The 24,995-nt window shown below is 45.0% G+C and carries 20 protein-coding genes; 10 read left to right on the top strand and 10 right to left on the bottom strand.

The window, feature by feature from the left end; all coding sequences use genetic code 11:
• Window positions 1-225: 225 nt before the first annotated feature.
• The gene (gene trxC, locus L9Q40_RS06735; RefSeq protein WP_498792840.1) at window positions 226-660 is read right to left on the bottom strand and encodes a thioredoxin TrxC; all 435 of its coding nucleotides are present in this window, start codon (window positions 658-660) and stop codon (window positions 226-228) included.
• Window positions 661-828: 168 nt separating this feature from the next.
• Between trxC and L9Q40_RS06740 the strand changes: the two genes are divergently transcribed.
• Window positions 829-1,923, top strand: coding sequence for a ketoacyl-ACP synthase III (locus L9Q40_RS06740; RefSeq protein WP_498792842.1), 1,095 nt, complete (start codon window positions 829-831; stop codon window positions 1,921-1,923).
• Between the two features lie 43 nt (window positions 1,924-1,966).
• Here the strand turns inward: L9Q40_RS06740 and L9Q40_RS06745 are convergent, their stop codons facing one another.
• The 5 genes from L9Q40_RS06745 to L9Q40_RS06765 all read right to left on the bottom strand — a co-directional run bounded on the left by L9Q40_RS06745 (window position 1,967) and on the right by L9Q40_RS06765 (window position 8,302).
• Window positions 1,967-3,292 carry a DUF1501 domain-containing protein gene (locus L9Q40_RS06745; RefSeq protein WP_498792844.1) on the bottom strand — a complete coding sequence of 442 codons (1,326 nt, stop codon included), beginning with the start codon at window positions 3,290-3,292 and terminating at the stop codon, window positions 1,967-1,969.
• 9 nt (window positions 3,293-3,301) lie between these two features.
• Window positions 3,302-4,861, bottom strand: a complete 1,560-nt coding sequence (locus tag L9Q40_RS06750; protein WP_498792845.1) for a DUF1800 domain-containing protein — start codon at window positions 4,859-4,861, stop codon at window positions 3,302-3,304.
• Between the two features lie 251 nt (window positions 4,862-5,112).
• A complete protein-coding gene (locus L9Q40_RS06755; RefSeq protein WP_498792847.1) occupies window positions 5,113-6,375 on the bottom strand; it encodes a hydroxymethylglutaryl-CoA reductase in 1,263 nt (420 codons plus the stop codon).
• A 174-nt stretch (window positions 6,376-6,549) separates the two neighbouring features.
• Window positions 6,550-7,380 (bottom strand): formate dehydrogenase accessory sulfurtransferase FdhD, encoded by an 831-nt coding sequence (gene fdhD, locus L9Q40_RS06760; RefSeq protein ID WP_014234191.1) that lies wholly within the window; start codon window positions 7,378-7,380, stop codon window positions 6,550-6,552.
• 40 nt (window positions 7,381-7,420) lie between these two features.
• Window positions 7,421-8,302 (bottom strand): LysR family global transcriptional regulator AcsS, encoded by an 882-nt coding sequence (locus tag L9Q40_RS06765; RefSeq protein ID WP_498792849.1) that lies wholly within the window; start codon window positions 8,300-8,302, stop codon window positions 7,421-7,423.
• Between the two features lie 629 nt (window positions 8,303-8,931).
• Between L9Q40_RS06765 and L9Q40_RS06770 the strand changes: the two genes are divergently transcribed.
• Entirely contained in the window at window positions 8,932-11,256 is a 2,325-nt protein-coding gene (locus L9Q40_RS06770; protein WP_498792851.1) for an FdhF/YdeP family oxidoreductase, read from the top strand.
• 103 nt (window positions 11,257-11,359) lie between these two features.
• Here the strand turns inward: L9Q40_RS06770 and L9Q40_RS06775 are convergent, their stop codons facing one another.
• Window positions 11,360-13,063: an FAD-dependent oxidoreductase gene (locus L9Q40_RS06775; RefSeq protein ID WP_498792853.1), complete on the bottom strand. Its 1,704-nt coding sequence runs from the start codon at window positions 13,061-13,063 to the stop codon at window positions 11,360-11,362.
• A 62-nt stretch (window positions 13,064-13,125) separates the two neighbouring features.
• Complete coding sequence (locus tag L9Q40_RS06780; protein ID WP_014234195.1) at window positions 13,126-13,311, bottom strand: YgaP family membrane protein; 186 nt, start codon at window positions 13,309-13,311, stop codon at window positions 13,126-13,128.
• A 177-nt stretch (window positions 13,312-13,488) separates the two neighbouring features.
• On the opposite strand from L9Q40_RS06780, the gene L9Q40_RS06785 reads away from it, so the two are divergent.
• The 5 genes from L9Q40_RS06785 to L9Q40_RS06805 all read left to right on the top strand — a co-directional run bounded on the left by L9Q40_RS06785 (window position 13,489) and on the right by L9Q40_RS06805 (window position 19,145).
• On the top strand, window positions 13,489-13,797 hold the full coding sequence (locus L9Q40_RS06785) for an ArsR/SmtB family transcription factor (RefSeq protein ID WP_014234196.1): 309 nt from the start codon (window positions 13,489-13,491) through the stop codon (window positions 13,795-13,797).
• A 72-nt stretch (window positions 13,798-13,869) separates the two neighbouring features.
• Complete coding sequence (locus tag L9Q40_RS06790) at window positions 13,870-14,289, top strand: YeeE/YedE family protein (protein ID WP_020334851.1); 420 nt, start codon at window positions 13,870-13,872, stop codon at window positions 14,287-14,289.
• A 10-nt stretch (window positions 14,290-14,299) separates the two neighbouring features.
• Window positions 14,300-14,755, top strand: a complete 456-nt coding sequence (locus L9Q40_RS06795) for a DUF6691 family protein (RefSeq protein WP_498792856.1) — start codon at window positions 14,300-14,302, stop codon at window positions 14,753-14,755.
• Window positions 14,756-14,784: 29 nt separating this feature from the next.
• Window positions 14,785-18,093, top strand: a complete 3,309-nt coding sequence (locus L9Q40_RS06800; protein ID WP_498792858.1) for an efflux RND transporter permease subunit — start codon at window positions 14,785-14,787, stop codon at window positions 18,091-18,093.
• Window positions 18,090-19,145, top strand: coding sequence for an efflux RND transporter periplasmic adaptor subunit (locus L9Q40_RS06805; RefSeq protein ID WP_498792860.1), 1,056 nt, complete (start codon window positions 18,090-18,092; stop codon window positions 19,143-19,145). The genes L9Q40_RS06800 and L9Q40_RS06805 overlap by 4 nt, the downstream gene beginning before the upstream one ends.
• Before the next feature lie 53 nt (window positions 19,146-19,198).
• On the opposite strand, the gene L9Q40_RS06810 is transcribed toward L9Q40_RS06805, so the two are convergent.
• Window positions 19,199-20,071 carry an endonuclease/exonuclease/phosphatase family protein gene (locus tag L9Q40_RS06810; protein ID WP_065301148.1) on the bottom strand — a complete coding sequence of 291 codons (873 nt, stop codon included), beginning with the start codon at window positions 20,069-20,071 and terminating at the stop codon, window positions 19,199-19,201.
• A gap of 309 nt (window positions 20,072-20,380) precedes the next feature.
• Here L9Q40_RS06810 and nrdD point away from each other — a divergent pair, with 309 nt between their 5' ends.
• The gene (gene nrdD / locus L9Q40_RS06815; RefSeq protein ID WP_065298605.1) at window positions 20,381-22,501 is read left to right on the top strand and encodes an anaerobic ribonucleoside-triphosphate reductase; all 2,121 of its coding nucleotides are present in this window, start codon (window positions 20,381-20,383) and stop codon (window positions 22,499-22,501) included.
• An 80-nt stretch (window positions 22,502-22,581) separates the two neighbouring features.
• A complete protein-coding gene (gene nrdG / locus L9Q40_RS06820; protein ID WP_118120087.1) occupies window positions 22,582-23,052 on the top strand; it encodes an anaerobic ribonucleoside-triphosphate reductase-activating protein in 471 nt (156 codons plus the stop codon).
• A gap of 96 nt (window positions 23,053-23,148) precedes the next feature.
• Here nrdG and L9Q40_RS06825 read toward each other — a convergent pair whose 3' ends face one another.
• Window positions 23,149-24,534, bottom strand: coding sequence for an MATE family efflux transporter (locus L9Q40_RS06825; RefSeq protein WP_498792863.1), 1,386 nt, complete (start codon window positions 24,532-24,534; stop codon window positions 23,149-23,151).
• Window positions 24,535-24,692: 158 nt separating this feature from the next.
• Between L9Q40_RS06825 and L9Q40_RS06830 the strand changes: the two genes are divergently transcribed.
• A partial coding sequence (locus L9Q40_RS06830) for an AraC family ligand binding domain-containing protein (RefSeq protein ID WP_498792865.1) occupies window positions 24,693-24,995 on the top strand: 303 nt, incomplete at its 3' end.

The following is a 24,995-nucleotide window of genomic DNA, read 5'->3' on the forward strand; positions in this document are numbered from 1 at the left end:
ACAGGAACGGTGATACGTGGTGATGCTGGAAGGAAGGCTTTGTTTTCCACTGCTTTGCGCCTATTAGTTTATGTTTTACGGGTAGTTTATGGGCGCGAATATGAAGCTAATTATTTTGCAAGTAAAACGATAAATTTGAGTCGTATCGACAAATATTCTTTATCATAAAGAGGTGGGATTTTGCGGAATAAAAAGCCAGCTAAAAGAGGTAGCTGGCTTGATAGGTCACTTAGTAACAGCTTGATTTAGCCACTGTTCGAACTGAGATTTAGGTAGCGCTCCGTTGAGTACATCAACACGCTGTCCGTTTTTGAAAACCATGATAGTTGGAATACTGCGAATGCCAAATTGAGCCGCAAGCTGTTGTTGTGCTTCTGTGTCAATTTTGACAAAACGAGCCATTCCCGCTTTTTCCTCTGCGACATCTGAGAAAACAGGTGCAAAACCAACACATGGGTTACACCACGGAGCCCAAAAATCAACGACGACTGGCGTAGGGCTTTGTAATAGCGAGGAAAAGTTTTCCGTTGTCCCTTCTATAGGCGCACCATCTAAAAGAGAGCTTTTACATTTTCCGCAAGTCGCATTTTCTGCAACGCGCTCGTTGGGTACACGATTTAAACCGCCACATGATGGACAGCGAGTTTTAAACGATGACATGACTTCTTCCTTTATGACAACTTTGTGAAAACTTGACTTATCAGTCAGCTCCATAAAGCGTATAATTTTCTTCTTTACTTTGGACTTGCTACGAACTGGCAAGTCTTTATTTGAACCTACTTAGGTTCTAAGAAACTTAACTAAATTACAACAATAAATAGGTCTGTGATGTCAAATTACTACGCTGAAATTACAGGTTGGGGAAAATGTGTACCGCCAACTGTACTTTCTAACGATGATCTTAGTACATTCCTTGATACCTCTGATGAGTGGATTCGCTCTCGCACTGGCATCGAAAACCGCCGCATTAGTCACGTAAACACTTCTGACATGGCAACAGTCGCCGCAAAGCACGCGTTAGCTCGTGCTGGTGTTGATGCGAGTGAGGTTGACCTGATTATCGTCGCGACGTGCTCACCCGATTCCCTAATTCCAAATATCGCATCGAAAGTTCAACAAAATCTGGATATTCGTTCTGCTGCATCTTTTGATTTAAATGCTGCCTGTACCGGCTTTGTATACGGTCTGGAAACGGGCACGCGTTTGATTCAATCGGGAAATTACCGCCATGCCATTATTATTGGTGCTGAAAGGCTTTCTTTCTTCATCGATTGGTCAATGCGTGATACTGCCGTTTTGTTTGGCGATGGCGCAGGCGCTGTTGTTTTATCAAGAACTGACAAAGAGACTGGACTGTTACAATCGAAAATCGGTTGTGACGCAAAAGGGCGCGACATACTTGCTGTGCCTAAGTTTGGTTCTTGTATGGATCGCTTTGCTGAAGATAACGGTTTCTGGGACTTCAACTTTGTAGGACAAGAGATCTTTAAACGCGCAGTGAAGGGCATGGGCTTAGCAGCGAAAAACGTGCTTAAAGAATCTGAGCTCACAACCGAACAAATTGATGTTGTGATCCCTCACCAAGCTAACATTCGAATCATCCAGACCTTGTGTGATCTTTCGGGCATCCCACAAGAAAAAGCGTTTGTGAATATTCATAAGTATGGCAATACCTCAGCAGCAACGGTGCCAATTGCATTGTGTGAGGCGTTAGAGCAAGGCCGAGTCAAGCCAGGCGATAACTTACTTTTAGCGGCTTTCGGTGCCGGTCTAACATGGGGTGCCGCCGTTCTTAAATGGGGTGACCGCGTAACGCCAATTGCGGAAAGTGACGCAGCGTTACCAGAGTGCGATAAATCCGCACTAGAATTACTAGAACGTGCAATCCGACTGTGTAACGAGCGTCGCCGTACCGAAGCATAATCTGATTCATTAAGGGAGCAAATCTGCTCCCTTTTTTATGCCTCTAAGACATAAACCCAAGATTCGAGTCTGCAAAGTTGCGGATATTAGGAAATACATACTCCAATGCAGCGTTATCGCTGACACCCATCCATTGAGCAAGTGTGGCACCTACTTGGTCCGCCGCTAGTTTCGGAATAAGTCTGCCTCTTGAATAGTCGTCCTGTCCCCCCAGAACTAACTCGGGCCATGTACCGATAGGCTGGTTGCTGTTGACAGCGCCACCTAACAGCAGTTGATGTCCGCCCCAACCATGGTCTGTACCATTACCATTGCTTGTCATCCGACGGCCAAAATCAGACATCGTAAAAGAAGTGACATTTTTGCTCATCCCCAGTTTATCGAGCGACTGATACATGGCGAATAAATTTGTGGCTAAATCCTCTAATAACACCGGGTGTCTTGCGAGTTGTGAATCGTGAAGGTCATACCCGTTGTGCTTTATAAAAAATATTTGCCGTTTTTGGTTCATATCATTCTGGCTGGCAATCAGCTTAAATACCGTTTGCATTTGTTTGCCAAGTTCAGATGACGTGAAAAGGGGAGAATCTTGTATTTGGTTTAGCTGCTCAGAAAGTACGTGACTCATCGTCATCGATTCGTTAATCATGACATGAAAGTGATCACTGAAAGGGTTATTCGTACTTCCAGACAGTAATTGATTGTAAATCCCCTTGTAGACGAGATTATCGAGCGCGGACAGTTTAACGACTCGGTCCTTTTTTAAGACTGTCTGTCGATGCTCCATCGCCCTTAACCAAAGTGACTCGCCATAGACACTATAAAGGGGAGTCACTTCAGCGCTTGAATTTAACACGTCTAAGATGCGGCCAGCCCAGCCCAAATTACGTGATGCCTCCATTCCTCCTCGTAGCCAGGAATCCGTTTGAGAGTTGTGAGAGAAAAGCTGCTCAGGCAAGGGTAACTCGCCAGATTCAATAGCTTGTTTGGTTAGAGGTTGATCGAGAATGCCAGTATTGACGGCAATGTTAGCGTCACCACGTTCAAAAAGTGAAGAAAGCGCACCAAGCTGAGGATGTAAACCCAAAGGTACCTTTCTGCCATTTGTGTCCAATACACTCAGTCCGGTAGGGACTATGGCATCTCTGGGAACGGCTAACGCACCTCTCACGTCTGAATACTGCTTATAGTGAAAACCTGACAATGGCAAAACCGTATTAATGGCATCATTTCCGCCCATTAAGTAGACACAAATAAGGGCGCGAAAGTCGTTTGTTGGCGAAGCGAGTGAATAGGCAGGCAGGCCCAACGATGCAAAAGCCCCAAGGGATGCAGATCCTTTAATAAAATGACGTCGTGAATGATCCATCGTTCACTCCTAGTATTGAAGATAAAATTCTTCGCCTGAAATGGCGGTGAAAATAACGATTGAGAGCTTTGCTTTGGGCACATACTCGGATGGATAATCGTCTAGCACGTTAAGCATGAGTGTTATGAGCTCAGAAGATACTGTACCAACGAAGAACCGTTGATTGATTTGTTCGACGAGTGCTGGATGATCATCAAGCAGCGCATACAGGCCATCGAGGTTAAGTGAGTATGTGTTATCGCCTCCATCCCGGATATCGGTAAGCATAAAATTAACGATATCGGTATAAGCTGACCAATTAAGTAACTGATACTCAGGTGACACCATCGAAGACTGCATAAATTCGTTCGATGGCTGGTAATCTGGCGAGTAGAAGTTAAATACTGAAGGTGCGCGCAGTGGACCTTGGTTGGCGATATTCATAACGGTCGTGGCATCATCATATCGCGCACCTTTCAGAGTAAAGCCTGCGGCGCGATGAAAATTGGTCAGCACCAGAATAGGCTCTTTGACTTTTTTAGGTTGACGTTCAGTCCGCAGCGACGCTTCTTCATCCAGTAATATCGCTTTCATTACCGCGCTTAGATCCCCTTTGATTCCTTTACCATTGTCATTAAAAACCGTAGAAATACGGGTTACATACTCAGGACTTGGATTGGAGGTAACGAAACGCTGGATTAATCGTTTTGACACAAATGGCGCGATATTAGGATGGGACATTAAAATATCGATGACGCGGGATAGTTCCTCCTGACCAGTGAGCCCTGCCGGGAGAGTAGTATCTAAGATCTTCTTTTCGCCAGAGTCATGCAGTTTATTGATGACTTGCATAGGCTCCACAAAGTCAACATCGCTGCTTTTCCATCCGGTTAAAGCACGGGCAAGTTCCTGTACATCATTTTGTGTATAGCTCGGGATAGGTCTACCAGTATTGCTATCAACGACCGTACTTCCATCTATATTGAATTTGTATAGTCCGAGCGTGAACAACTGCATAAGCTCTCGGGCAAAGTTTTCATCTGGCAACGCACCGGTAGACGGGTTTTCTTTAGCACTTCCCATCATTGACAGGTAGTTTCCCATCACGGGATGCGTTGCGACTTCAAATAGCAGATCCCGATAATTACCAAATGCGTTTTTTACAAGCACATCGTAGTAGTTCGCTAAGCCAGCAGGTTTGCCAGACAGTACGCCTCCATAGCGGGAAACCACCAATATTTGACTGAGTGCAAAGGCCATTCGCTGCCTGAGTTGGTCTTCGGAACTGATGACGATTTGGTACCATGCATTTTCACGGTTGGCTTGTGCACCTTTGGAAAAAGGCGTGTTGAACAGAGGTTCATGATACGTAGGAGGGAGCTTTATTTGCTGATTGACCCAGCCTTCGACTCCTAGCTTTTCGACGGTTTTTATAAGAGCGGGTGTGGGGCCAAACGTGGTTTGATAAAGAATACGGGCAGTATCATCTGACGTTATACTTGCTGAATAAACAGGTTGTATCGAACACGCAAATGCCACAAACAACCCTAAAAACCAATAAGAAATTCTATTCTTTATATGACGTATCATCACTGACTCGCTTACCTGAGAAAGAGTATTAAGTAATCAACTTAGTGAGCGAGTATAGAGGTCTGGATTCGCCTAAAAAAAGCATTCTGGGTGAAATTAGTACTATTTTAGGTAATTGAAGGTTAGTAGGCGGCATGTACTCGTCGCTTGGGTAAGACCAACGAGTACATGAGATAAATAGGGTTGGATAACTTATTGTTATGGCGGATTAAGCATCAAAGAAAGCAAATCTGCCTTGTTTGGTTATGGGGTTATTTTCTTGCCAGTTTATGATGAGCACGGGAAAAGTGATCCGCACAAAATGCGCCAATAATTGAGAGCTCACCCGCGAGACATAATGCAGCCGTGACTTCGGCAAGTGCCTTCGCTTTTCCGTTGCCATGTAAACCGAGAATATCGAGACAGGCTTTTTGTGTTGGCAGCCCTGTACCGCCACCAACTGTGCCCACCATGATATTCGGCAACGTGACACTCGCGTAGAGATTGCCTTTTGAATCAACCTCCATTCGGGTAATACCTATCGCGGATTCAGCGACGCAAGCCGCATCCTGACCGCATGCAATATAAAGTGCGGCGAGTGCGTTAGCGTAATGGGCATTGACGCCGATAGTACCACTCAATAAACCACCCACGGTGCTCATATGGGTAAACTGAGCCATTGATTCTGGCGTTGTATGCAGGTACTTCTTGACTAATTCTGCAGAAATCGTGACTTCGGCTGAAACTTTTTTACCACGCACAGACCGCAGAGTATGCGCGTTTGGCTTTTTGTCACCCGAGAGGTTGCCATCAAGAAAAGCTTGAACTGGCTTAACAGGACTGACCGCTAAAATGTGATGGAACACTTGGTTAGTCGCTATGGTCACCATATTCTGACCAGAGGCATCACCGGTGACATACTCAAAAACCAAATAGACATGGTTGCCTTCTATATTGATGTTGATGTCTTTGAGTTTCCCGTGAGAGGTAGTCGACTCTGCAATCTGGCAAAAAGTGTCGAACTGGGTAGTGACCCAACTTACGAACTGTCCTGCTTCAGCCAGGTTGTTAAAGCCAAACACTGGAGTTCGGCTCACACCTTCACTAAGTAGCAATGCACTGGCACCGCCTGCTGCAGTGATTAAGTTAGCGCCACGGTTGTAGGAGGCAACGAGAGCCGCTTCGGTGGTTGCGAGTGGGACTAAGTAGTCGTCGTTTGCATGTAAGCCGTTTACTCGCAGTGGGCCTGCAATACCAACTGGCACATTTACAGTGCCAATGAAATGCTCGATATTGTTGGTATATGACTCACAATGTTCTCGGGTGAAAGGATCGAGAAGAAGGTCTTTATTCGTGGTCTGTTCCAGGACTGCCCAGCGGCGAGTTAAGTGCTCATGCGACAGTTTTGGACTTAAACAAAGGCGCGTCGTTGGCTTGTGGAATTTCGGTTCTAATGCCGATTGGATTTTACTGCTGGTCTCAATATTAGAAAGAGCGGAGTGTTGGGCGGTATTATCTAGGTTTAACTTCGGCATACAAACGTTCACTGAAAAATCGAACCAGAGATTGTAGTGATTACAGCCTTGATTACAACGTTGATTATACGTTTTGCAACAAATACCACGGATAATCTTCGTTTATACGCGATAGGTTTAATATCTTGATAGGTGTTATCACTTAATCAAACCTCCACTGAGTATGCTCTTCGATTACGGCGCTGGGCTATAAAGCCTCGGTGCTCCGTGTTTTGGCAAGTGAATCAAATTGAGATGATTCCGTCTTGCCCATTCCACAGTTAATGCGGTTGGCGCGGAAAGGCAAACCAGAGTAGGGATGCGAGCGCGTACCGCTTTATGGATCAATTCTAAACTACAACGGCTAGTCATGATCGCAAACCCATTTTGTGGTTCGATGTGATTATTCGCCAGCGCGCCAATAAGCTTATCTAATGCATTATGACGACCAATGTCTTCACGACAGGACAAGATATTTCCCTGTAAATCAGCAAACAGTGCAGCATGAAGCGCTCCTGATTCACGAGCTGCATTTTGATGCAAAGCGACTTTCTCTCTCAACCCTTCAAAAGCATCTGGGCGAGGGGGAAGAGAAGGGGAAAGCGGTTCTAGATCAGGTAAGGCTTGCTCTAACGCTTCGACCCCACAAATGCCACATCCGGTTGTCCCTGCAAGGTTTCTGCGCTGCGTTTTTAGAGACCAGAATGCTCGGTTGCTGATTTCGACTTCTGCATAATGCGATTCGTTGTCACCACCAATTTCAATATCTTTAATCTCTTTAAAGTCGTTGATGATTCCTGTGCTCAGACTGAACCCTTTAACAAAATCTTCTAAGTGCCCCGGAGTTACCATCATTACGGCTTGGCTAATCCCGTTATAACTGATAGCGAGTGCGGATTCACTGGCCAGCGAAGTTTGCTGCAGAGGGCGACCGTCTTTCATTTCACGATAGTTAAACGCGTTTGGCTGAGGCGGAGCCTGGTTAAAGTCCGACAATTCAAAATAAGATTGAGTGGTACATCTCATGAAATCACCTCACGCTCGTCTAACTGATGCGTATTCGTTGTTAATTAAATATGGTTTTTGCGATTGAAAAGCACTGATCTGTGAGTGCAGAAAAAGGCTCTTGTTTACGTTTTAGTAAGCCTAAAGGCGCATGAACGGCGGCTTCTTCAATCGGTACAATACGAAGCGTATCGTTTAACTCTTCAAGGCCACAGTTTCTAGGCATAATCGCACAGCAAAGACCGCTGGTTACCGCCTGGACAAGGTGAAAGGTGGAGTTACTTTCAATGACCGTTTGAGGGACAAGCCCTTTGCTAATAAAGCTAATATCAATAGAGTGTCTGTAGTGCATTCCTTTTGATAGTAAGCCAAGCGGGATGCTATTGAGTGATTCCCACATTACTTCTGATTCGGCAAAATCAAAATAACGCTCGTCAAACAACACCCCCAGTTTTGTTGAGTCCAATTCAATAACGTCAAAATAGGCCGTGTTCACCTGATCGACGTAGCACATACCCAAATCGAGTTGGTTTCGATTGAGCTGGTCTATGATCTGTTCCGTCGTCATTGAGAGGATCTGAAATTGCAATTCCGGGAACGCTTCAGCGAGTGGTTTAATCAGCTGCATAGGGTTTTGACTGGCTAAAGGCACCATACCCAGCCTAAGCGAGCCGACCAGTTGTCCTCTGCAATTGGCGGCTTCAGCTTGTAAACCATCGTGAGCCGCTAACACGGTTTTAGCCCACGCTAAAATACGCTCTCCAGCTTCCGTGAATCCTTCAAAACGTTGACTTCTTTGGATTAATTCTAAGTCTAGCTCTTCCTCTAAACTTCTAATTCTCATCGAAAGTGTCGGCTGAGTAATGTGACACAATGCCGCCGCCAGACCAAAATGTTTGGTCTGCTCGAGTGCTATTAGGTATTTAAGTTGTTTGATATCCATCTTGGCTAACTTAACCTTGCTTTGTGAGTCACAGTAACGGGTCGCGCGATTTGAAAAGGCAATGTTTGTGCATTCTTTATCTTCATCAACATTTGAGCTACCTGTTTCTACTCTTCTTATGTCAAGAGCGAAAATGTCCTCAAAATTGATCTAAATCAAGGCTATTCCCGATACTGATTGGGGTCAAATCTAAAGTATCTATAGGGTGATAGATAATGTCTATCGTAAATCGCATCGAAATTACTGAGTCGAGCGTGAGATCTCAGTTTAAATACCGCATAAAACGAATTCTCTGATAAATTCAATTGATGAAAAATGTGATGAATGTCTTGTCTTAAAGTCGTGATAGATTTTATTTATCAGCCGGTCAGGGATATCAATTGGACGCATACAAAGTAACGACTTAACCTTTGATTCAGATCAAAACACAGCATTAAAGATTGTGTCTGAACATTCTGAAACAGTAGACGGGTACCAGAACTCATACAATCTGGACAAGTAAAGTCTTACACATACAGAGCCTTTACTTGTCCAGATTGACAACGCCCCTTCATGACTCCCGCGATTTTACGCGCTTGTTTTCCCGGGCAGCCTGTTTGCTGTTGTTCCTATATACGAGGAGTAAAGTCGTGAGCCAAAAAGAAAGAATAAAAGAATACAAAGGTCCAGCTGGTGGTTGGGGTGCGCTCAAAGCCGTGACAAGAAGCTGGTGGGGAAGTGAAAATGCGGTGAAAAACATCCGTACCATGATGAAAACCAACCAAAATGGCGGTTTTGATTGCCCAGGATGTGCTTGGGGTGAATCACCAGAAAGCGGTAAAGTAAACTTTTGCGAAAATGGCGCAAAGGCTGTTAACTGGGAAGCCACCAATCGACTGGTTGATCCGGAATTTTTTGCTAACCACAGTGTATCTTCTCTTTCTACTCAAACTGATTACTGGCTCGAATATCAAGGGCGTATTACACACCCAATGAAATACGATGCCGAGTCTGATCACTATGTCCCAGTTTCTTGGGAAGAGGCTTTTCAGTTGGTGGCAAAACACCTCAATGATCTGGAATCGCCACACCAAGCGGAGTTTTACACCTCCGGCCGCGCCAGCAATGAAGCCGCGTTTTTATATCAATTATTCGTACGTGCATTTGGTACTAATAACTTTCCTGATTGCTCAAATATGTGTCATGAAGCCAGCGCGCTTGGCATGAAAGACACCATTGGTGTAGGTAAAGGCACGGTTATCTTTGATGACTTTGAAGAAGCGGACGCGATTTTCGTTATTGGCCAAAACCCGGGAACCAACCACCCACGTATGCTGGAGCCGTTACGTGAAGCGGTGAAACGCGGTGCACAAGTTATCTGTTTCAACCCATTAAAAGAGCGTGGTTTGGAGCGCTTCCAAAACCCACAAATGCCGATAGAAATGCTCAGTAATGGTTCAGAGCCGACGAATACAGCATATTTGCGTCCTGCACTGGGTGGGGACATGGCAGTGTTTCGTGGTATGGCTAAGTTTTTATTGCAATGGGAACGTGAAGCATTAGAAACCGGTGGTAAAGCCGTGTTCGATCGTGAATTCATTGAACAGCATTCCATTGGTATCGATGACTACTTAGCTGAAGTAGATGCCACTTCATGGGAGCACATCGCTGAGCAATCTGGATTAGATTTAAGTGAAATCGAAACGGTCGCTCGCATGTATTTACGCGCTGAGCGTGTGATCATGTGTTGGGCAATGGGTTTGACGCAACACCGTCACTCCGTGCCAACGATTAAAGAAGTGGCCAATGTACAGATGTTACGTGGTAACGTTGGTAAAGCGGGCGCAGGTCTTTCTCCGGTACGTGGGCACAGTAACGTTCAGGGCGACCGTACAATGGGCATCGATGAAAAGCCATCCGACCAACTGCTTGATAGCATTGAGCGTCGATTCAACTTCGAAGTGCCTCGTGGTGTAGGTCACAATACGGTTCAAGCAATTAAAGCAATGGAAGAAGGCCAGGCGAAAGTATTTATTGGTTTAGGCGGCAACTTTGCCCAAGCGACACCGGACACCGAACGTACTCACGAAGCAATGCGGAACTGTAATCTGACCGTGCACATTTCGACTAAGCTCAATCGTTCGCATTTAGTGACTGGTAAGGATGCATTGATTCTGCCTTGCTTGGGACGTACTGAAATTGATACTCAAGAAAACGGGCCACAGGGTGTAACGGTTGAAGATACTTTCAGCATGGTGCACATTTCTTATGGTCAGTTGAAACCTCGTTCTAAAGCCTTACGTTCAGAACCCGCAATCATTGCTGGTATTGCGAATGCGACGCTAGGCACGCATCCAATTGATTGGAACTGGGTGATAGAAGATTATGATCGAATTAGAGATCTTATCGCCGACACAATTCCTGGGTTCACAGACTTCAACAGCAAGCTTAAAAATCCGGGTGGTTTCCATTTGGTGAACCCTGCCGCTGAGCGCAGATGGAATACGGCGAGTGGCAAAGCCCAGTTCAGCGACAGCGAACTACCAAAACAGTTGATCAGTGAAGCTCTAATAGAAAAAGGTCAGAAGCCTGATCTTATTCTGCAAACCATGCGCTCGCACGATCAATACAACACGACGCTATATGGTTTAAATGACCGCTATCGTGGCGTTTTTGGGATGCGAGAAGTCTTGTTCATCAATGAGGCGGACATCAAGAAGCTTGGTTTTGAATCAGGCGATAAAGTAGACATGGTGTCATTGTGGGAAGATGGCGTAGAACGTCGAGTGAGCGGATTCACGCTGGTTGCGTATGATGTTCCTGCTGGTCAGGCTGCCGCATACTATCCAGAAACTAACCCATTGGTACCGCTGGATAGCTATGGGGACAGAACCTTTACGCCAACTTCTAAGTTCATTGCGATTAAGTTGGAGAAATCCACATCAGATGAGATAGCGCTTATTGAAACAGAATAGATAACTAACATAGCACTACAAAATTCGGGATAAGAAAAACGGCTGACAATCACTATCAGCCGTTTGTTTTTTTACTTACTCGTACTCGCTATTGACGCGTCAATTAAGCTTTAGCGAACTTGTAAGTGCGGTAACCACCAATCAGGTTACGTGCTTTAAAGCCATTGTTGACGAGCTGGCGGTACGCGACGTTACCACGCAGACCAACTTGACAGTAAATCACAATCTCTTTGTCTTTTGGTAGCTCGTCCATACGGTGACGTAATTGATCGACAGGAATGTTGATAGCATCTTTAATAAAACCAACACTCTCAAGCTCACCCGGGTTACGTACATCAAGTAACACCTGGTCATCAGTCAGTGAATCCATCTCATCGTAATGAATTGCGGTTGCATCACCTTTGATGATGTTATTGGCAACAAATGCTGCCTGGTTAATTACGTCTTTCGCACTGCCGTAAGGTGGCGCGTAGGTCAGTTCTAAGTGCTGTAACTGTTCAACCGTCATGCCAGCACGCTGAGCCACTGCCATAACGTCGATACGCTTATCAATACCATCTTTACCTACGGCTTGAGCACCTAAAATTTTGCCTGATTTTGGATCGAACAGCATTTTGAACGACACCACTTCTGCGCCTGGGTAGTAGCTCGCGTGGCTTGCGGTATGAACGTACACTTTGTCGTAATCAATACCCGCACGTTTGAGCTGTTTCTCATTTTTACCGGTTGAAGCAACAGCTAAGTCAAAGATCTTACAAATCGCCGTTCCTTGTGTACCTTGATAGGTTTCACTGCGACCTAATATGTTATCTGCAGCCATGCGGCCTTGACGGTTTGCAGGGCCAGCTAGCGGTACCAATGTTGGTTCGCCAGTGACAAAATCTTTTTCTTCTACTGCATCACCAACCGCGTAAATCGAAGGATCGCTGGTTTGCATGTATTCATTGGTAGAGATACCACCTAGGGCACCGATTTCTAAGCCAGCTTCTTGGGCAAGCTTGGTCTCAGGACGAACACCAATCGCCATGATGAGAATATCAGTCGTTAACTTCTCACCATTATTAAGTGTTAGCTCCAGTTCGCCTTCTAAGTGTTGGTGCTTTTCACTTTCGCCGGAGTCAAAGCTGGCAACATGTTCGTTAGGTACGAACTGAACAGACTCAAGTGCTACGCCAAGTTTCAGATCGATGCCTTTATCTCGAATTTCAGCGTGAGCAAATCCCGCCATTTCACGGTCAACGGGCGTCATGACTTGGTCAGCCATTTCAATCAGAGAAGTTTTGATACCTAGCTGATGGAACGCTTCCATCATCTCTAAACCGATGAAGCCACCGCCTACCACAGTCGCATGCTCTGGTTTGTTCATCTGGATCGTTTCAATAATGCGATCCATATCTGGAATATTACGTAGCGAGTGAGTGAGATGATTGTCAAGGCCAGGAATAGGCGGAACGATAGGGCCTGCGCCTGGGCTAAGCAGCAAGAAGTCGTACGATTCTTCGTATTCTGAACCATCAATTAGGTTCTTAACCACGATGGTTTTATCCTGACGGTTTACCGATATTACTTCATTCATCACGCGAACATCGACATTGAAGCGCGCTAGGAAGCTTTCTGGCGTTTGTAGTAAGAGTTTACTGCGTTCTTGGATATCGCCACCAATGTGGTATGGCAGGCCACAGTTTGCAAAAGACACGAATGGACCGCGCTCAAACATGATAATTTCTGCGTCTTCACTCAGACGACGAGCACGCGCTGCTGCAGATGCGCCACCAGCGACACCACCGACGATTAAAATCTTAGTCATTATTAACTCCAAGCTTTAGGATGAGCTGACTTACATTGTAGAGCCAGCTCGAAACATCTAGGTTATCTAAAACCAAATTTCTTTAAAAAGTAAGCGGCAGGACAAATTCCGGTATAAGCACTCTGAATTAGGTTAGCGCCAATAAACACAGTAAACCAAATGAAGTTACTGTGAACGAATACGGTGAGTAGAACCGAAACTAAAATCATAGTGCCGGCAAATACTCTTACAGCATTTTCTAACGTCATAACTCTTCTCCTTAGAACTGTTTAACTGAAACAGCCATCCTTTAATATGCTCACTATAAACACCTAAATTAGAATTGTCTAATGTTAATTTAACTAAATTCACAAAAGCTAATTTAGTGTTGACTAAATATTATTATTTAGTAATATCTAATTTAGTTTTTAATGTAGAGGTGAGTCATGAGCGATACAGCAATGGACATAGCGGCGATGAAAGGCAGCGCAGTTGAAGCCGCAGATCTACTTAAAGTAATGGCGCACCCGGAAAGATTGATGGTGTTGTGCCAATTGACCCAAGGAGAGGTTGGTGTAGGGGAGTTGCAAAAACACTCCTTTTTGAGTCAATCCGCCTTTTCACAACACTTAACGGTGTTGCGTAAACACAATTTAATCAGCGCTCGGAAATCATCACAGCAGGTGTTCTACTCGTTAGCTGAACCGAGAGTTGAGTCATTAATTAAAGCACTGCATGGCGTTTTTTGTAGTTAAGTCGTTAAACGCCTTTTCGGTGGTTAATAACCTAAAATCAATAAATTAAATGAAAATCTATAGAGGTAAGTAATGTTAGACGTTATTCCATGGGAATCGTTGTTTGGTGGCATTTTATTGGGAGTTTCTGCCACGGTTTTGTTGTTGGTTAACGGCAAGGTTGCCGGTATCAGTGGAATTATGAATGGCATTATGTCACCGAAGAAAGGGGATTATTCATGGCGACTTCTGTTTGCAGTTGGCATGATTGTCGGTGGCTTTGTGAGTGTTTTATTACTCGGCGTAGCAGTGCCAAGTACAGCAAATCTTTCAATGGGTTTGGTATTAGCGGCGGGTTTACTTGTTGGTATTGGAACCAGACTAGGTAACGGATGTACCAGCGGTCATGGCATTTGTGGCATTGGACGTTTGTCTAAGCGCTCTATCGTTGCAACATGCGTATTTATGGCTGTTGCCGGATTGACCGTTTTTGTTCGACTTCACCTAGTTTAAGAGAGATTCCATGAACAACACTATTTTTCTAATTACTGCGCTGGTAAGCGGTGTTTTATTTGGTATGGGTATGGCTGTTTCTGGGATGATCGATCCCGCGAAAGTTGTTGGATTTTTAGATATTTCAGGAAACTGGGATCCAAGTTTAGCTTTTGTGATGGGCGGCGCACTGGCAGTGTTTATGCCAAGCTATTTTTTACTTATCAAGCCGAGAAAACAATCAGTTAGTGGTGCAGAAATGTGTACCCCGACAAACACAAAGATCGATGCTCGATTGTTGTCTGGAGCTGCGATTTTCGGCCTAGGCTGGGGATTGGCTGGCATTTGTCCTGGTCCTGCCGTGGCGAGTTTGGCATTAGGTAACGTCAGTATTATTTTGTTTTTTGTTGCGATGCTGGCAGGCTCAATGTTTGCGAAATTGGTCATCAATGCTCGCGAAGAGAAGATGAAAACAGCCAAAGCATAAATTATGTAATCTAAATTGGAGGGAAAAGGATGCCCGGAAATAAAGAGCGAAGCTTTGTTCAGTCAGTAATGAACAGCTTTTTCCCTCCGATCATGATCCTACTGGCCTTTATGGTCGGTGCGGCGGCGTTGTGGCTCACGCCAAAAGAAGAAGATCCTCAGATAGTGGTACCCATGGCCGATGTTTTGGTATCCGCGCCGGGCTTGAGTGCTTCACAAGTCGAAAATCAAATCACCGAACCGTTAGAGAAACTTGTCAGCCAGATCGATGGTGTGGAATACGTTTATTCCTCGTCGATGGAAGGGGCCGCGCAAGTCATTGTCCGCTTTTATGTGGGTGAAAATCGCGAAGACGCGTTAGTTAAGCTCTACAACAAACTTTACTCCAATCAAGATAAAGTCCCATCATCTGTAGCCAGTTGGTTAGTCAAGCCAGTCGAAATCGATGACGTGCCTATCGTCGTTGCAGCGCTTTATTCGACGGACCCTTCGACGCTCGATCGTCATCAATTAAGAAGAATCGCGGATCAAGCGACTTTGGGCATCAAATCACTTGATGCGACCAATAAAGTCGAGGTTATTGGCGGAGAACCTAGAAAAGTTCAGATTGAACTTGATACCGTCGCAATGGCGAATTTTAAAGTCACTATTGACGATCTTGAGCAAGCAATCCAATACAGCAATGCGAAAACGCAGGGTGAAAATATTCGGGTTAATGGCCGCAATTTCACTTTAGAATCCGGACAATTTCTTACCAGCTCAAAGGACGTTGGGAATCTCGTCATCGCGGTGCTAAATGGCAAGCCTGTTTACTTAAAAGACGTGGCGAGAATTTATGATGGTCCGGGAGAGGCCACATCCGATACCTGGTATAGAGATAAAAATAGCGGCCAAGCGCTACCTGCTGTCTTTATCTCGGTCGCTAAGCAAAAAGGTTCTAATGCGGTTCACGTCGCTCAAGCAGTAAATGATAAATTAGCTCAGCTTGAATCTGATCAGTTCCCACCTCAAGTTCAGGTCGCCATCATTCGCGACTACGGTGAAACCGCAAACGCAAAAGTGAACAACTTGGTTTCCAGCCTTGGTATATCAATTTTAACCGTTGTGGTATTCGTTGGCTTATTCCTAGATTGGCGAAGTGCACTGGTTGTTGGGATCGCAATTCCGATCAGTTATGGTGCCGCGCTGGGGATGGACTTACTTTTTGGTTACTCCATCAACCGGGTAACACTGTTTGCATTGATCTTAGCGCTCGGTTTGATCGTTGATGATCCTATCGCCAGTATCGATAACATTGAGCGTTACTTAAAGCGTAAGGATTTAACCCGCACTAAAGCAATTGTTCTGGCCATGGCTGAAATTCGTAGCGCGCTATTAATGTCTACCGTGGCGATTGTTATTGTGTTCACGCCAATGTTTTTTATCACAGGAATGATGGGGCCGTACATGGCGCCGCTTGCCTTCAACGTACCAATCAGTGTGATGTTCAGTACGGTTGTGGCGTTTATGATCACGCCTTGGCTTGCGAAGAAAATACTTACTGGCGCTCAGGACAGCGGTCATTACGATATCCAATCGTCGACCATGTATCGTTTATACCGTGGAGTATTAATACCGCTATTGGAAAGCCGTAAAAAAGCCTGGGCTTTCCTTGGATTAGTTGCATTTTTGTTTGCACTCGCCGCGTTGTTGCCTGCATTACGTTTGGTGCCACTCAAACTGCTTCCATACGACAACAAAAACGAATTCCAGCTAGTGTTAAACATGCCAGAAACGTCAAGTTTTGTAGATACTTCCAATGCGCTATCCAGTTTTTCTGACTATCTGATGACGGTGCCTGAAGTGACCAGCGTGTCTGGTTTTGCAGGGACGGCTTCACCAATGGATTTTAACGGCATGGTTCGCCATTACTTTATGCGCAGCGAGCCATACCAAGGTGAACTGCGCATTGTATTAGCGCCGAAAAAACATCGTTCTATGCAGTCACATGAAGTTGTTACTCGTCTGCGAAGTGATTTAGAACAAATAGCTAAACGCTTTAACGCAGACATTCAATTAGTAGAGGTACCGCCAGGTCCTCCGGTTATCGCGACTATTACGGCTGAAGTTTATGGCGACGAAACCACCTCTTATGAGGAGTTGATGGTTCAAGCTGAGAAAGTAGCGAATCGCCTACGTAAAGAGCAGTTAGTATCAGAGGTAGATACGAGCGTTCAGGGTGACTTAGAAACGTGGCAGTTTGTGGTCGATCAGGAGAAAGCTGCGCTATCCGGTGTGTCTGTCGCTGAGGTGAATAACACGCTAATTACGGCGGCGAATGCTAAAACTCTTGGTCACATTGCTGATGGTCGGGAATTAAATCCTTTGCCGATTGAAGTTCAACTTCGTCGTGAAGACAGAGACGATTTAAACCGATTAGAACAACTGTATGTTCGTGGAAGACCTGGGATCGCAAAAGTGGAAATGGGCGGCGCGGTGGTGGATGCTCCGCAACCCGTTGTTCAGCTCTCAGAAATTGGTCAATTTGTTAAACGTCCAGCGGATAAACCGATATTCCATAAAAACCTTAATCCTGTTGTTTATGTGTATGCCGAAGTCGTCGGGCGTGTGCCTGGTGAGATCATCGCAGACGTAATCGCGGATCAAGATACTGATCATGCCAGTGATGCACATGTTAATTGGCAGGAACGCACATACTTAAACAACGGTGCTGGTGTTGCCTGGAGCGTTCCGGAGAACATTAATGTCGTATGGAGTGGTGAAGGTGAATGGAAGATTACGGTTGATGTATTCCGCGACCTTGGCATTGCTTATGGTGCAGCGTTACTGGGCGTATTCGTGGTTATGTTGATTCAGACTGGTCTACCAGCGGTTTCTGGGATCATCATGCTCGCCATTCCATTGACGGTTATCGGTATTATGCCGGGATTCTGGATATTAAATGTCTTAAGCAATGACATTGGCAACTACCCGAATCCTGCGTTATTTACAGCCACGGCGATGATTGGGATGATCGCACTAGCCGGTATTGTTGTACGGAATTCATTAGTGCTTATTGAGTTTATTCAGCAATCTCTCGAATCTGGCAGCAGTTTGCACGACGCACTAATCGAATCTGGTGTGGTTCGTATGAGACCGATACTGTTAACGGCAGGCACCACGTTATTGGGTAACATCGTTATTACGCTCGACCCGATTTTCAATGGCCTCGCCTGGGCAATCATATTCGGGATTACGGCCTCAACAGTGTTTACTTTGCTTGTGGTTCCGGTGGTATATAACCTCGCATACCAGAATACAAAAGGACACGGATTGCCTCAGATGGAGGAAGAACAATGAAATTAGATAACAAATTGCTGAGCATTATTTTAATTATCTTGCTCGCGCTTCTTTTTCTTTATATGGCTGGCTTTTTCTCCGAAAAGTTACCCACTGAGCATTCTGCGAAAACCAACGTGATTGATGTTAATTCTGTACAAACGCATGAGATGATACTGACCAGCGAACCAGTTGTTCGCGAGTTCCCGGGCGTCGTTGTCGCAGATCAGCAAGCTGATATTGCCGCTCGATTGACCGCTTCGGTTGTTGAAGTATTGGTTAAAGTAGGTGACAGAGTTAAACAGGGAGACGTATTAGCGCGCTTAGAAAGTGACGACTTAGACGCACGAGTTCGTCAGAGTGAGCAGGCGTTGTCCTCTGCACAAGCGCAGCTTAATGCCGCTCGCAAAGAGTTCTCACGCGTTAGGACGCTGTTAAACAGAAAACTGATACCACAGTCGCAATACGACCAGGCAGAAAGTACATTGCAAACCGCACAAGCCAACTTCAACCGCTCTCAGGCTGCCGTCTCCGAAGCCGAGACGACCTTCGGGTACAGTATTATTACTGCGCCATTCGACGGTTTGATAACGCAGAAGCCGATCAATAAAGGGGATACCGCTACACCCGGGTCACTTTTGCTCTCGATGTACAATCCTGACTCGCTCGAAATAGAAGTTAACTTTGCCGAGTCAGTCATGCCTTACGTGAACTACGATAAGCAGGTTGAGGCCGTATTTCCTTCTTATGATGTGACGGCTTCGGCGACGATCAAAGAAGTGACACCGTCTGCCGATGCGAACTCACGTAGTTACACAGTCAAATTGCAATTTGAATCTCCGACCTCTGTGTACCCAGGTACCTTTGCAAAGGTTGCGCTGACCTTAACGGACGACGTGGTTCTAAGAATACCGAAAGACGCCGTGTATCAAGTTGGCCAGTTGGATTATGTCAAGGTGTTGCAAGACGGTGGTGAAGTCGAAACGCGTTTAATTCAGTTGGGCGAGTTGGACAGAGTAAGGACAGGATTGAAGCAAGGCGATGTCGTCATTCTCAATCCGAGACAGCTTTAATTTTTGTTGTAACTAAAACGCCCAGCATTTTTGCTGGGCGTTTTTTTAGCTGACTAATTTGCAGAGAGTCGCACTTGCGTACTGATTGGACAATGGTCACTTAGATGGTAATCCAGAACATCTTGAGACTTAAATATCACCTGTTTGGCTGGTTGCGATCCTAGACTATCGCTGACAATGATATGGTCAATGATAGAACGGAACTGATGCGTTTTATTAGGGTTACGATTCGAACGCACCTTACATTCTGCTTGAGTATCTTTTGTGACTAATTTAGCGTTGGTATTTGAAGTCATTGTCGACCACAACCAGTCACCTTGATAAGCCAAGTTGTGGTTAAAATCACCTAAAATGGCGTACTTTTCTTGGCTCTTTTCACGCGCCGCTATCCACTTTGCCAGAGCTTCGCCTTGCTGCTTGAGCGTCTTGCATTCGCGACTGTTTTTGTAAGCGCCACTGCATCCCGCCTTTAGGTGAACTGAAAGCAGGTGAATTTCATCACGCTTATTCGGATTTAGAACAATATAGCTCGCAAAGCGTAACTTGCTATTGCCTCGAGTGATTGAAAAATCGGAGGGATCTGATACCGGGATTCCTTTACGCACGGCAAACCCTGTGTACTGGTTTGTGTCTGAGAACTGCAAATGTTTATTGCCGGACCGAGCTCTATCCGAAAAGTAAATATCGTAGCCATTTCCCACGACTTTCCTAATCGCGGCTTCACTATCGACTTCTTGAAATGCCAATACATCAGGTTGCGAGTTACCCACATATTGATTGAGTTTGGCAAAATCGTTCTCGGTTCTTGATACTTTTCCACCGTTCATTGCTAGCCATTCAATATTCCAACTGGTTAGATTGATTGAATTTTGAGCAAATGAGGCGGAACAAAAAACTAACATGGCTGTAGCAAAAAGTGATCGCATATTGGCTTATTTCACTCCCGTTTTAGTGCGTGTCCCTTTGTAACCTTTATCCTATAAGACCTCTAAAAAAAGCAAGTGTATTACGTACCAATTTTGCAATTTTCATTGATTTCTTTTTAATAAAGGGCATCAGCAATAAGATCGATTTCTTCTTATCCGCTACCCAGTTTTTGTTGATCAAAATCAATGTTTTCGACTGGTGCTTCTCGTTAAATACGCCACAATATATTGTGGCTAAAGAATAATAAATCACCCCATATAGTGTGTTTGTGGATAACTCTGTGAGTATGCTGGGGTAAGGAGAAGAAAGTGAAACCAATCGTAATCAAGCGTGACGGCTCAAGAGCTCCGTTCAACAGGGACCGTATTCAAGCAGCAGTCGAAGCCGCGGCGGAAAACAAAGATAAAGATGTCGCCATTTATGCTCTCAATGTTGCTCTTGCTGTCGAGTTACAGCTCAAAGATCACGATGAAGTTCACATCCATGAGATTCAGGATCTGGTTGAAAATGAACTCATGCAAGGTCCTTATAAGTCTCTGGCACGTTCTTACATCGAGTACCGCCATGATCGCGATATTGCTCGTGAGAAACAAAGTTTCCTAACTCGTGAGATTGAAGGTCTGATTGAAGAAAGCAATCTAGACCTTATCAATGAAAACGCGAACAAAGACGGCAAAGTTATCCCGACTCAACGTGACTTGCTGGCTGGTATCGTTGCGAAACACTACGCGAAAACTCACATTCTTCCTCGCGATGTCGTACAAGCGCATGAAGTGGGTGACATTCATTACCACGATTTAGATTACGCACCATTTTTCCCGATGTTTAACTGTATGCTGATTGACCTAAAAGGTATGCTGACACACGGCTTCAAAATGGGTAATGCCGAAATTGATACGCCGAAATCGATATCCACAGCAACCGCAGTCACGGCGCAGATCATTGCACAAGTTGCGAGCCATATTTACGGCGGCACAACGATCAACCGTATCGATGAAGTATTGGCCCCTTACGTAATGACAAGTTACGAGAAGCATCTAAAGATTGCCAAAGAGTGGGACATTGCTGAGCCGGAAGAGTTTGCAAAAGCGCGTACAGAGAAAGAGTGTTACGACGCTTTCCAATCGCTTGAGTACGAAGTAAACACGTTACATACCGCAAATGGGCAAACGCCATTCGTTACGTTTGGTTTCGGTTTAGGTACAAGCTGGGCATCTCGTTTGATCCAGAAATCGATTCTAAAAAACCGCATTGCGGGGCTTGGCAAAAATCGCAAAACGGCCGTGTTCCCAAAACTGGTATTCGGCATTAAAGACGGTCTGAACCACAAAGCTGAAGATCCAAACTACGACATTAAACAACTTGCGCTTGAGTGTGCCTCTAAACGTATGTATCCAGATATTCTGAACTACGACAAAGTGGTTGAAGTGACGGGGTCATTTAAAACGCCGATGGGTTGCAGAAGTTTCTTGGGTACTTATGAAGAAGACGGCGAGCTAATCCATGAAGGTCGTAACAACCTTGGTGTTGTGAGCTTGAACCTGCCTCGTATTGCCATTCGTGCCAAAGGAAGCGAGAAAAAGTTCTACGAGCTACTTGATGATCGCCTTCGTCTAGCGCGCAGAGCGTTAGAAACTCGCATTACGCGCCTGGAAAACGTCAAAGCACGCGTAGCACCAATCCTTTATATGGAAGGAGCATGTGGTGTTCGTCTGAAAGCGGATGACTCTATTGCCGAGATCTTCAAACATGGTCGTGCGTCAATTTCTCTGGGCTATATCGGTGTGCATGAAACGATTAACGCACTGTTTGGCAACGAAGCGCACGTGTACGACGATGCGGTCTTACGTGAAAAAGCGGTTGAGGTGATCAAACACCTAAAAGACGCAGTGAATCAGTGGGCAGACGAAACAGGCTATGGTTTCAGTCTATACGCGACACCGAGTGAAAACTTATGTAGCCGTTTCTGTCGTATTGACACTAAAGAGTTCGGTGTGATCGAAGGGGTAACAGATAAAGGTTACTACACCAACAGCTTCCACTTAGATGTAGAGAAGAAGGTGAACCCATACGACAAGATTGACTTTGAAATGCCATACCCAGAAATCTCTAGCGGTGGTTTTATCTGTTATGGTGAATTCCCGAACATGCAGCGCAACGTTGAAGCGTTAGAAAACGTATGGGATTACAGCTATACCAGAGTACCTTACTACGGCACTAATACGCCTATCGATGAATGTTACGAGTGTAGTTACACTGGTGAATTTGAATGTACCAGCAAAGGTTTTACCTGCCCAAGCTGTGGCAACCATGATTCAACTAAAGTATCGGTAACACGCCGTGTATGCGGTTACCTTGGTAGCCCTGATGCACGTCCGTTTAACTTCGGTAAACAGGAAGAAGTGAAGCGCCGAGTAAAACACCTTTAATCAGTAACTGAAACTGCATACAGAAAATCAACCTGTTTCGGGTTGATTTTCTGTTTTCACAAACCTAATGAGACACGACAATGAATTACCACCAATACTATCCAATTGATGTTGTAAATGGACCGGGTACGCGCTGTACGCTGTTTGTTTCTGGTTGTATTCACCAGTGTCGCGGTTGTTATAATCAATCGACCTGGCGTGTGGATTCTGGGCATGTATTTACTCAAGAACTTGAAGACAAAATCATTGCTGATCTAAATGACACGCGAATTAAACGCCGGGGTTTATCGTTGTCGGGGGGAGATCCGCTCCATCCGGAAAATGTACCGTACATCCTAAAATTGGTTAAGCGGGTAAGAGAAGAGTGTGCGGGTAAAGATATCTGGGTTTGGACAGGTTACACTTTAGCTGAGCTTGACGATGCACAAAGAGAAGTAACCCAATACATCGATGTGCTTATCGATGGTAAGTTTGAGCAAGATAAAAAAGATTTGAATTTGGAATGGCGCGGCAGCTCCAATCAAGTCATACACCATTTTGATCACGCTTAAATAAGAGACAAACTGGCTGGAAAATAGAAAAGGCACATTCATGAGTTGAAAATGTGCCTTTTGGGTGAGTTCTTTGTTGGCTGTTGAAACCTTTGGTTACGCGGTCACCATATCCTCGTCATCAGCCATGTTGTTTATCCAGCGCTTAGACTGAATACGATGAGTCGTCAGTAAACCTTTCACAAGTTCTTCGACAATCAGTGACATCAGCACGTAATGTAGAGGCAATCCTAAAACCATGCCTGTGTAATAGGTAAGAGGGATACCAATTGCCCACTGTCCAAAGGTGTCGATAAAAATACTGTACCTAATATCGGCGCCGCTTTTAAGAACGCCACCAATTCCCACCATATTGAACACGCGAAAAATCATTCCTAGTGCCATAACAAGGCAGACGTTAAGCGCCATTTCTTTGTTGGAAAGTGGAGTAAATTCCAATAGCCCGTATATCCACGGCGAACACATCCACACTAACATAAACAAGATTATCGCTAACCCTGAGCTGGTTAAAACATACCACCACGCGGTTTTTTCAACTCTGTCAAATTGTCTTGACCCGATATCGTTGCCCAGGAGAACCGATGCGGCGACAGCAAATCCCATAAACGCGGATATCAATACGCCTTCTATTGGCGATAGGAATGAGATAATCGCCAACTCCGACACCCCAAGTTGACCATACAAGACGCTGTAGACAATCAGACCACCAGTCCATAATGAATCATGGACGAGCATAGGCAGTGATATTTTGAAATACTTCTTGCGATAAGGCTTAAGCGCACCTTGAGCCCAATCGAACTTTGTTGGTAGGTAGTGAGAGTATCGTTTTCGAAAGAAATACACCATAACTGCTGCTTGAAAAAAGCGGGAGATAAGCGTCCCTACTGCAGCTCCAAACACTCCCCACTGAGGGAATCCCAACAAACCAAAAATCAATACCGCGTTAAGAATAATATTGACGATGATGGCCAGAATACTTACATGTGTCGCTAGTTTTGCTTGACCAACTGAACGCAGCACAGACTCTATAGGAACGAGAATCGCAGTACCAATAAGGCTTATTCCGGTAACCACCAAGTAGTCGCGAGCATAGTTAACGTACTCGGCATCCTCGGACATGAACGAAACGATTTCATGATCAAAAACCAGATAAATGATAATAAACGGGACAGTAACAACGATTGAAATAAACCAAGATTGAGCCAGAGTCCTGCGTATTCCGTCAATGTTACCCGACCCATAGTACTGGGAAGACAACACCGTTACCGCACCACAAAGTCCTAGTAGCACTGCAAGGTTGAAGAAAAAGATACGGTTGCCGACACCGACAGCCGCAGTCGCGGATTCACCTAATTGACTCACCATAAAAATATCGACAACGCCTAATAACGCAAATAGCGTGGATTGAAGCGAAACAGGGAGGGCGATTGAAATAAGCCGCTTCCAAAATGCTTTGTTGATGTACTCACTTGTTAAGAGCATCGCATTTCTCCATTAAGAATAATGCGAGTAGTTTATCCCCATGATTTCGCGTTGTATTTTTCAAAGGCATCCAAATCTTTTGCAAAACTCTCAATTCGTTTGAGCCGTTAAATCTGATGTTGCCAAGACGCAATAAATACAGTGTGAGACATCGAAATATGGAAGAAAAACAAGAGTGTTACGCCATTTCCGAAAAAACATATCAGGAGATGATCGACCACACGCGTGTTTTAGCATTAGAAGAAAGAGGCATCGTGCAATGCGGCATCGCAACATGCAGAGATTTCTTTTCGGTGTATAGGAAAAACCAAAAAAAGCACATGCTGCTCTATACCGTGCGAGGAAAAGGTTGGCTAGAAAGCAAAGAATGCCGCTATGAACTAGAACCAGGTTCTCTGGTTATCGTTCCCGCAGGCGTTGAAAACGGATTTGGTATGGAAGACGAAACGTGGCAGATAGCG

The sequence above is a fragment of the Allocatenococcus thiocycli genome (genome assembly GCF_921292965.1).
GTDB lineage: Bacteria > Pseudomonadota > Gammaproteobacteria > Enterobacterales > Vibrionaceae > Vibrio > Vibrio natriegens.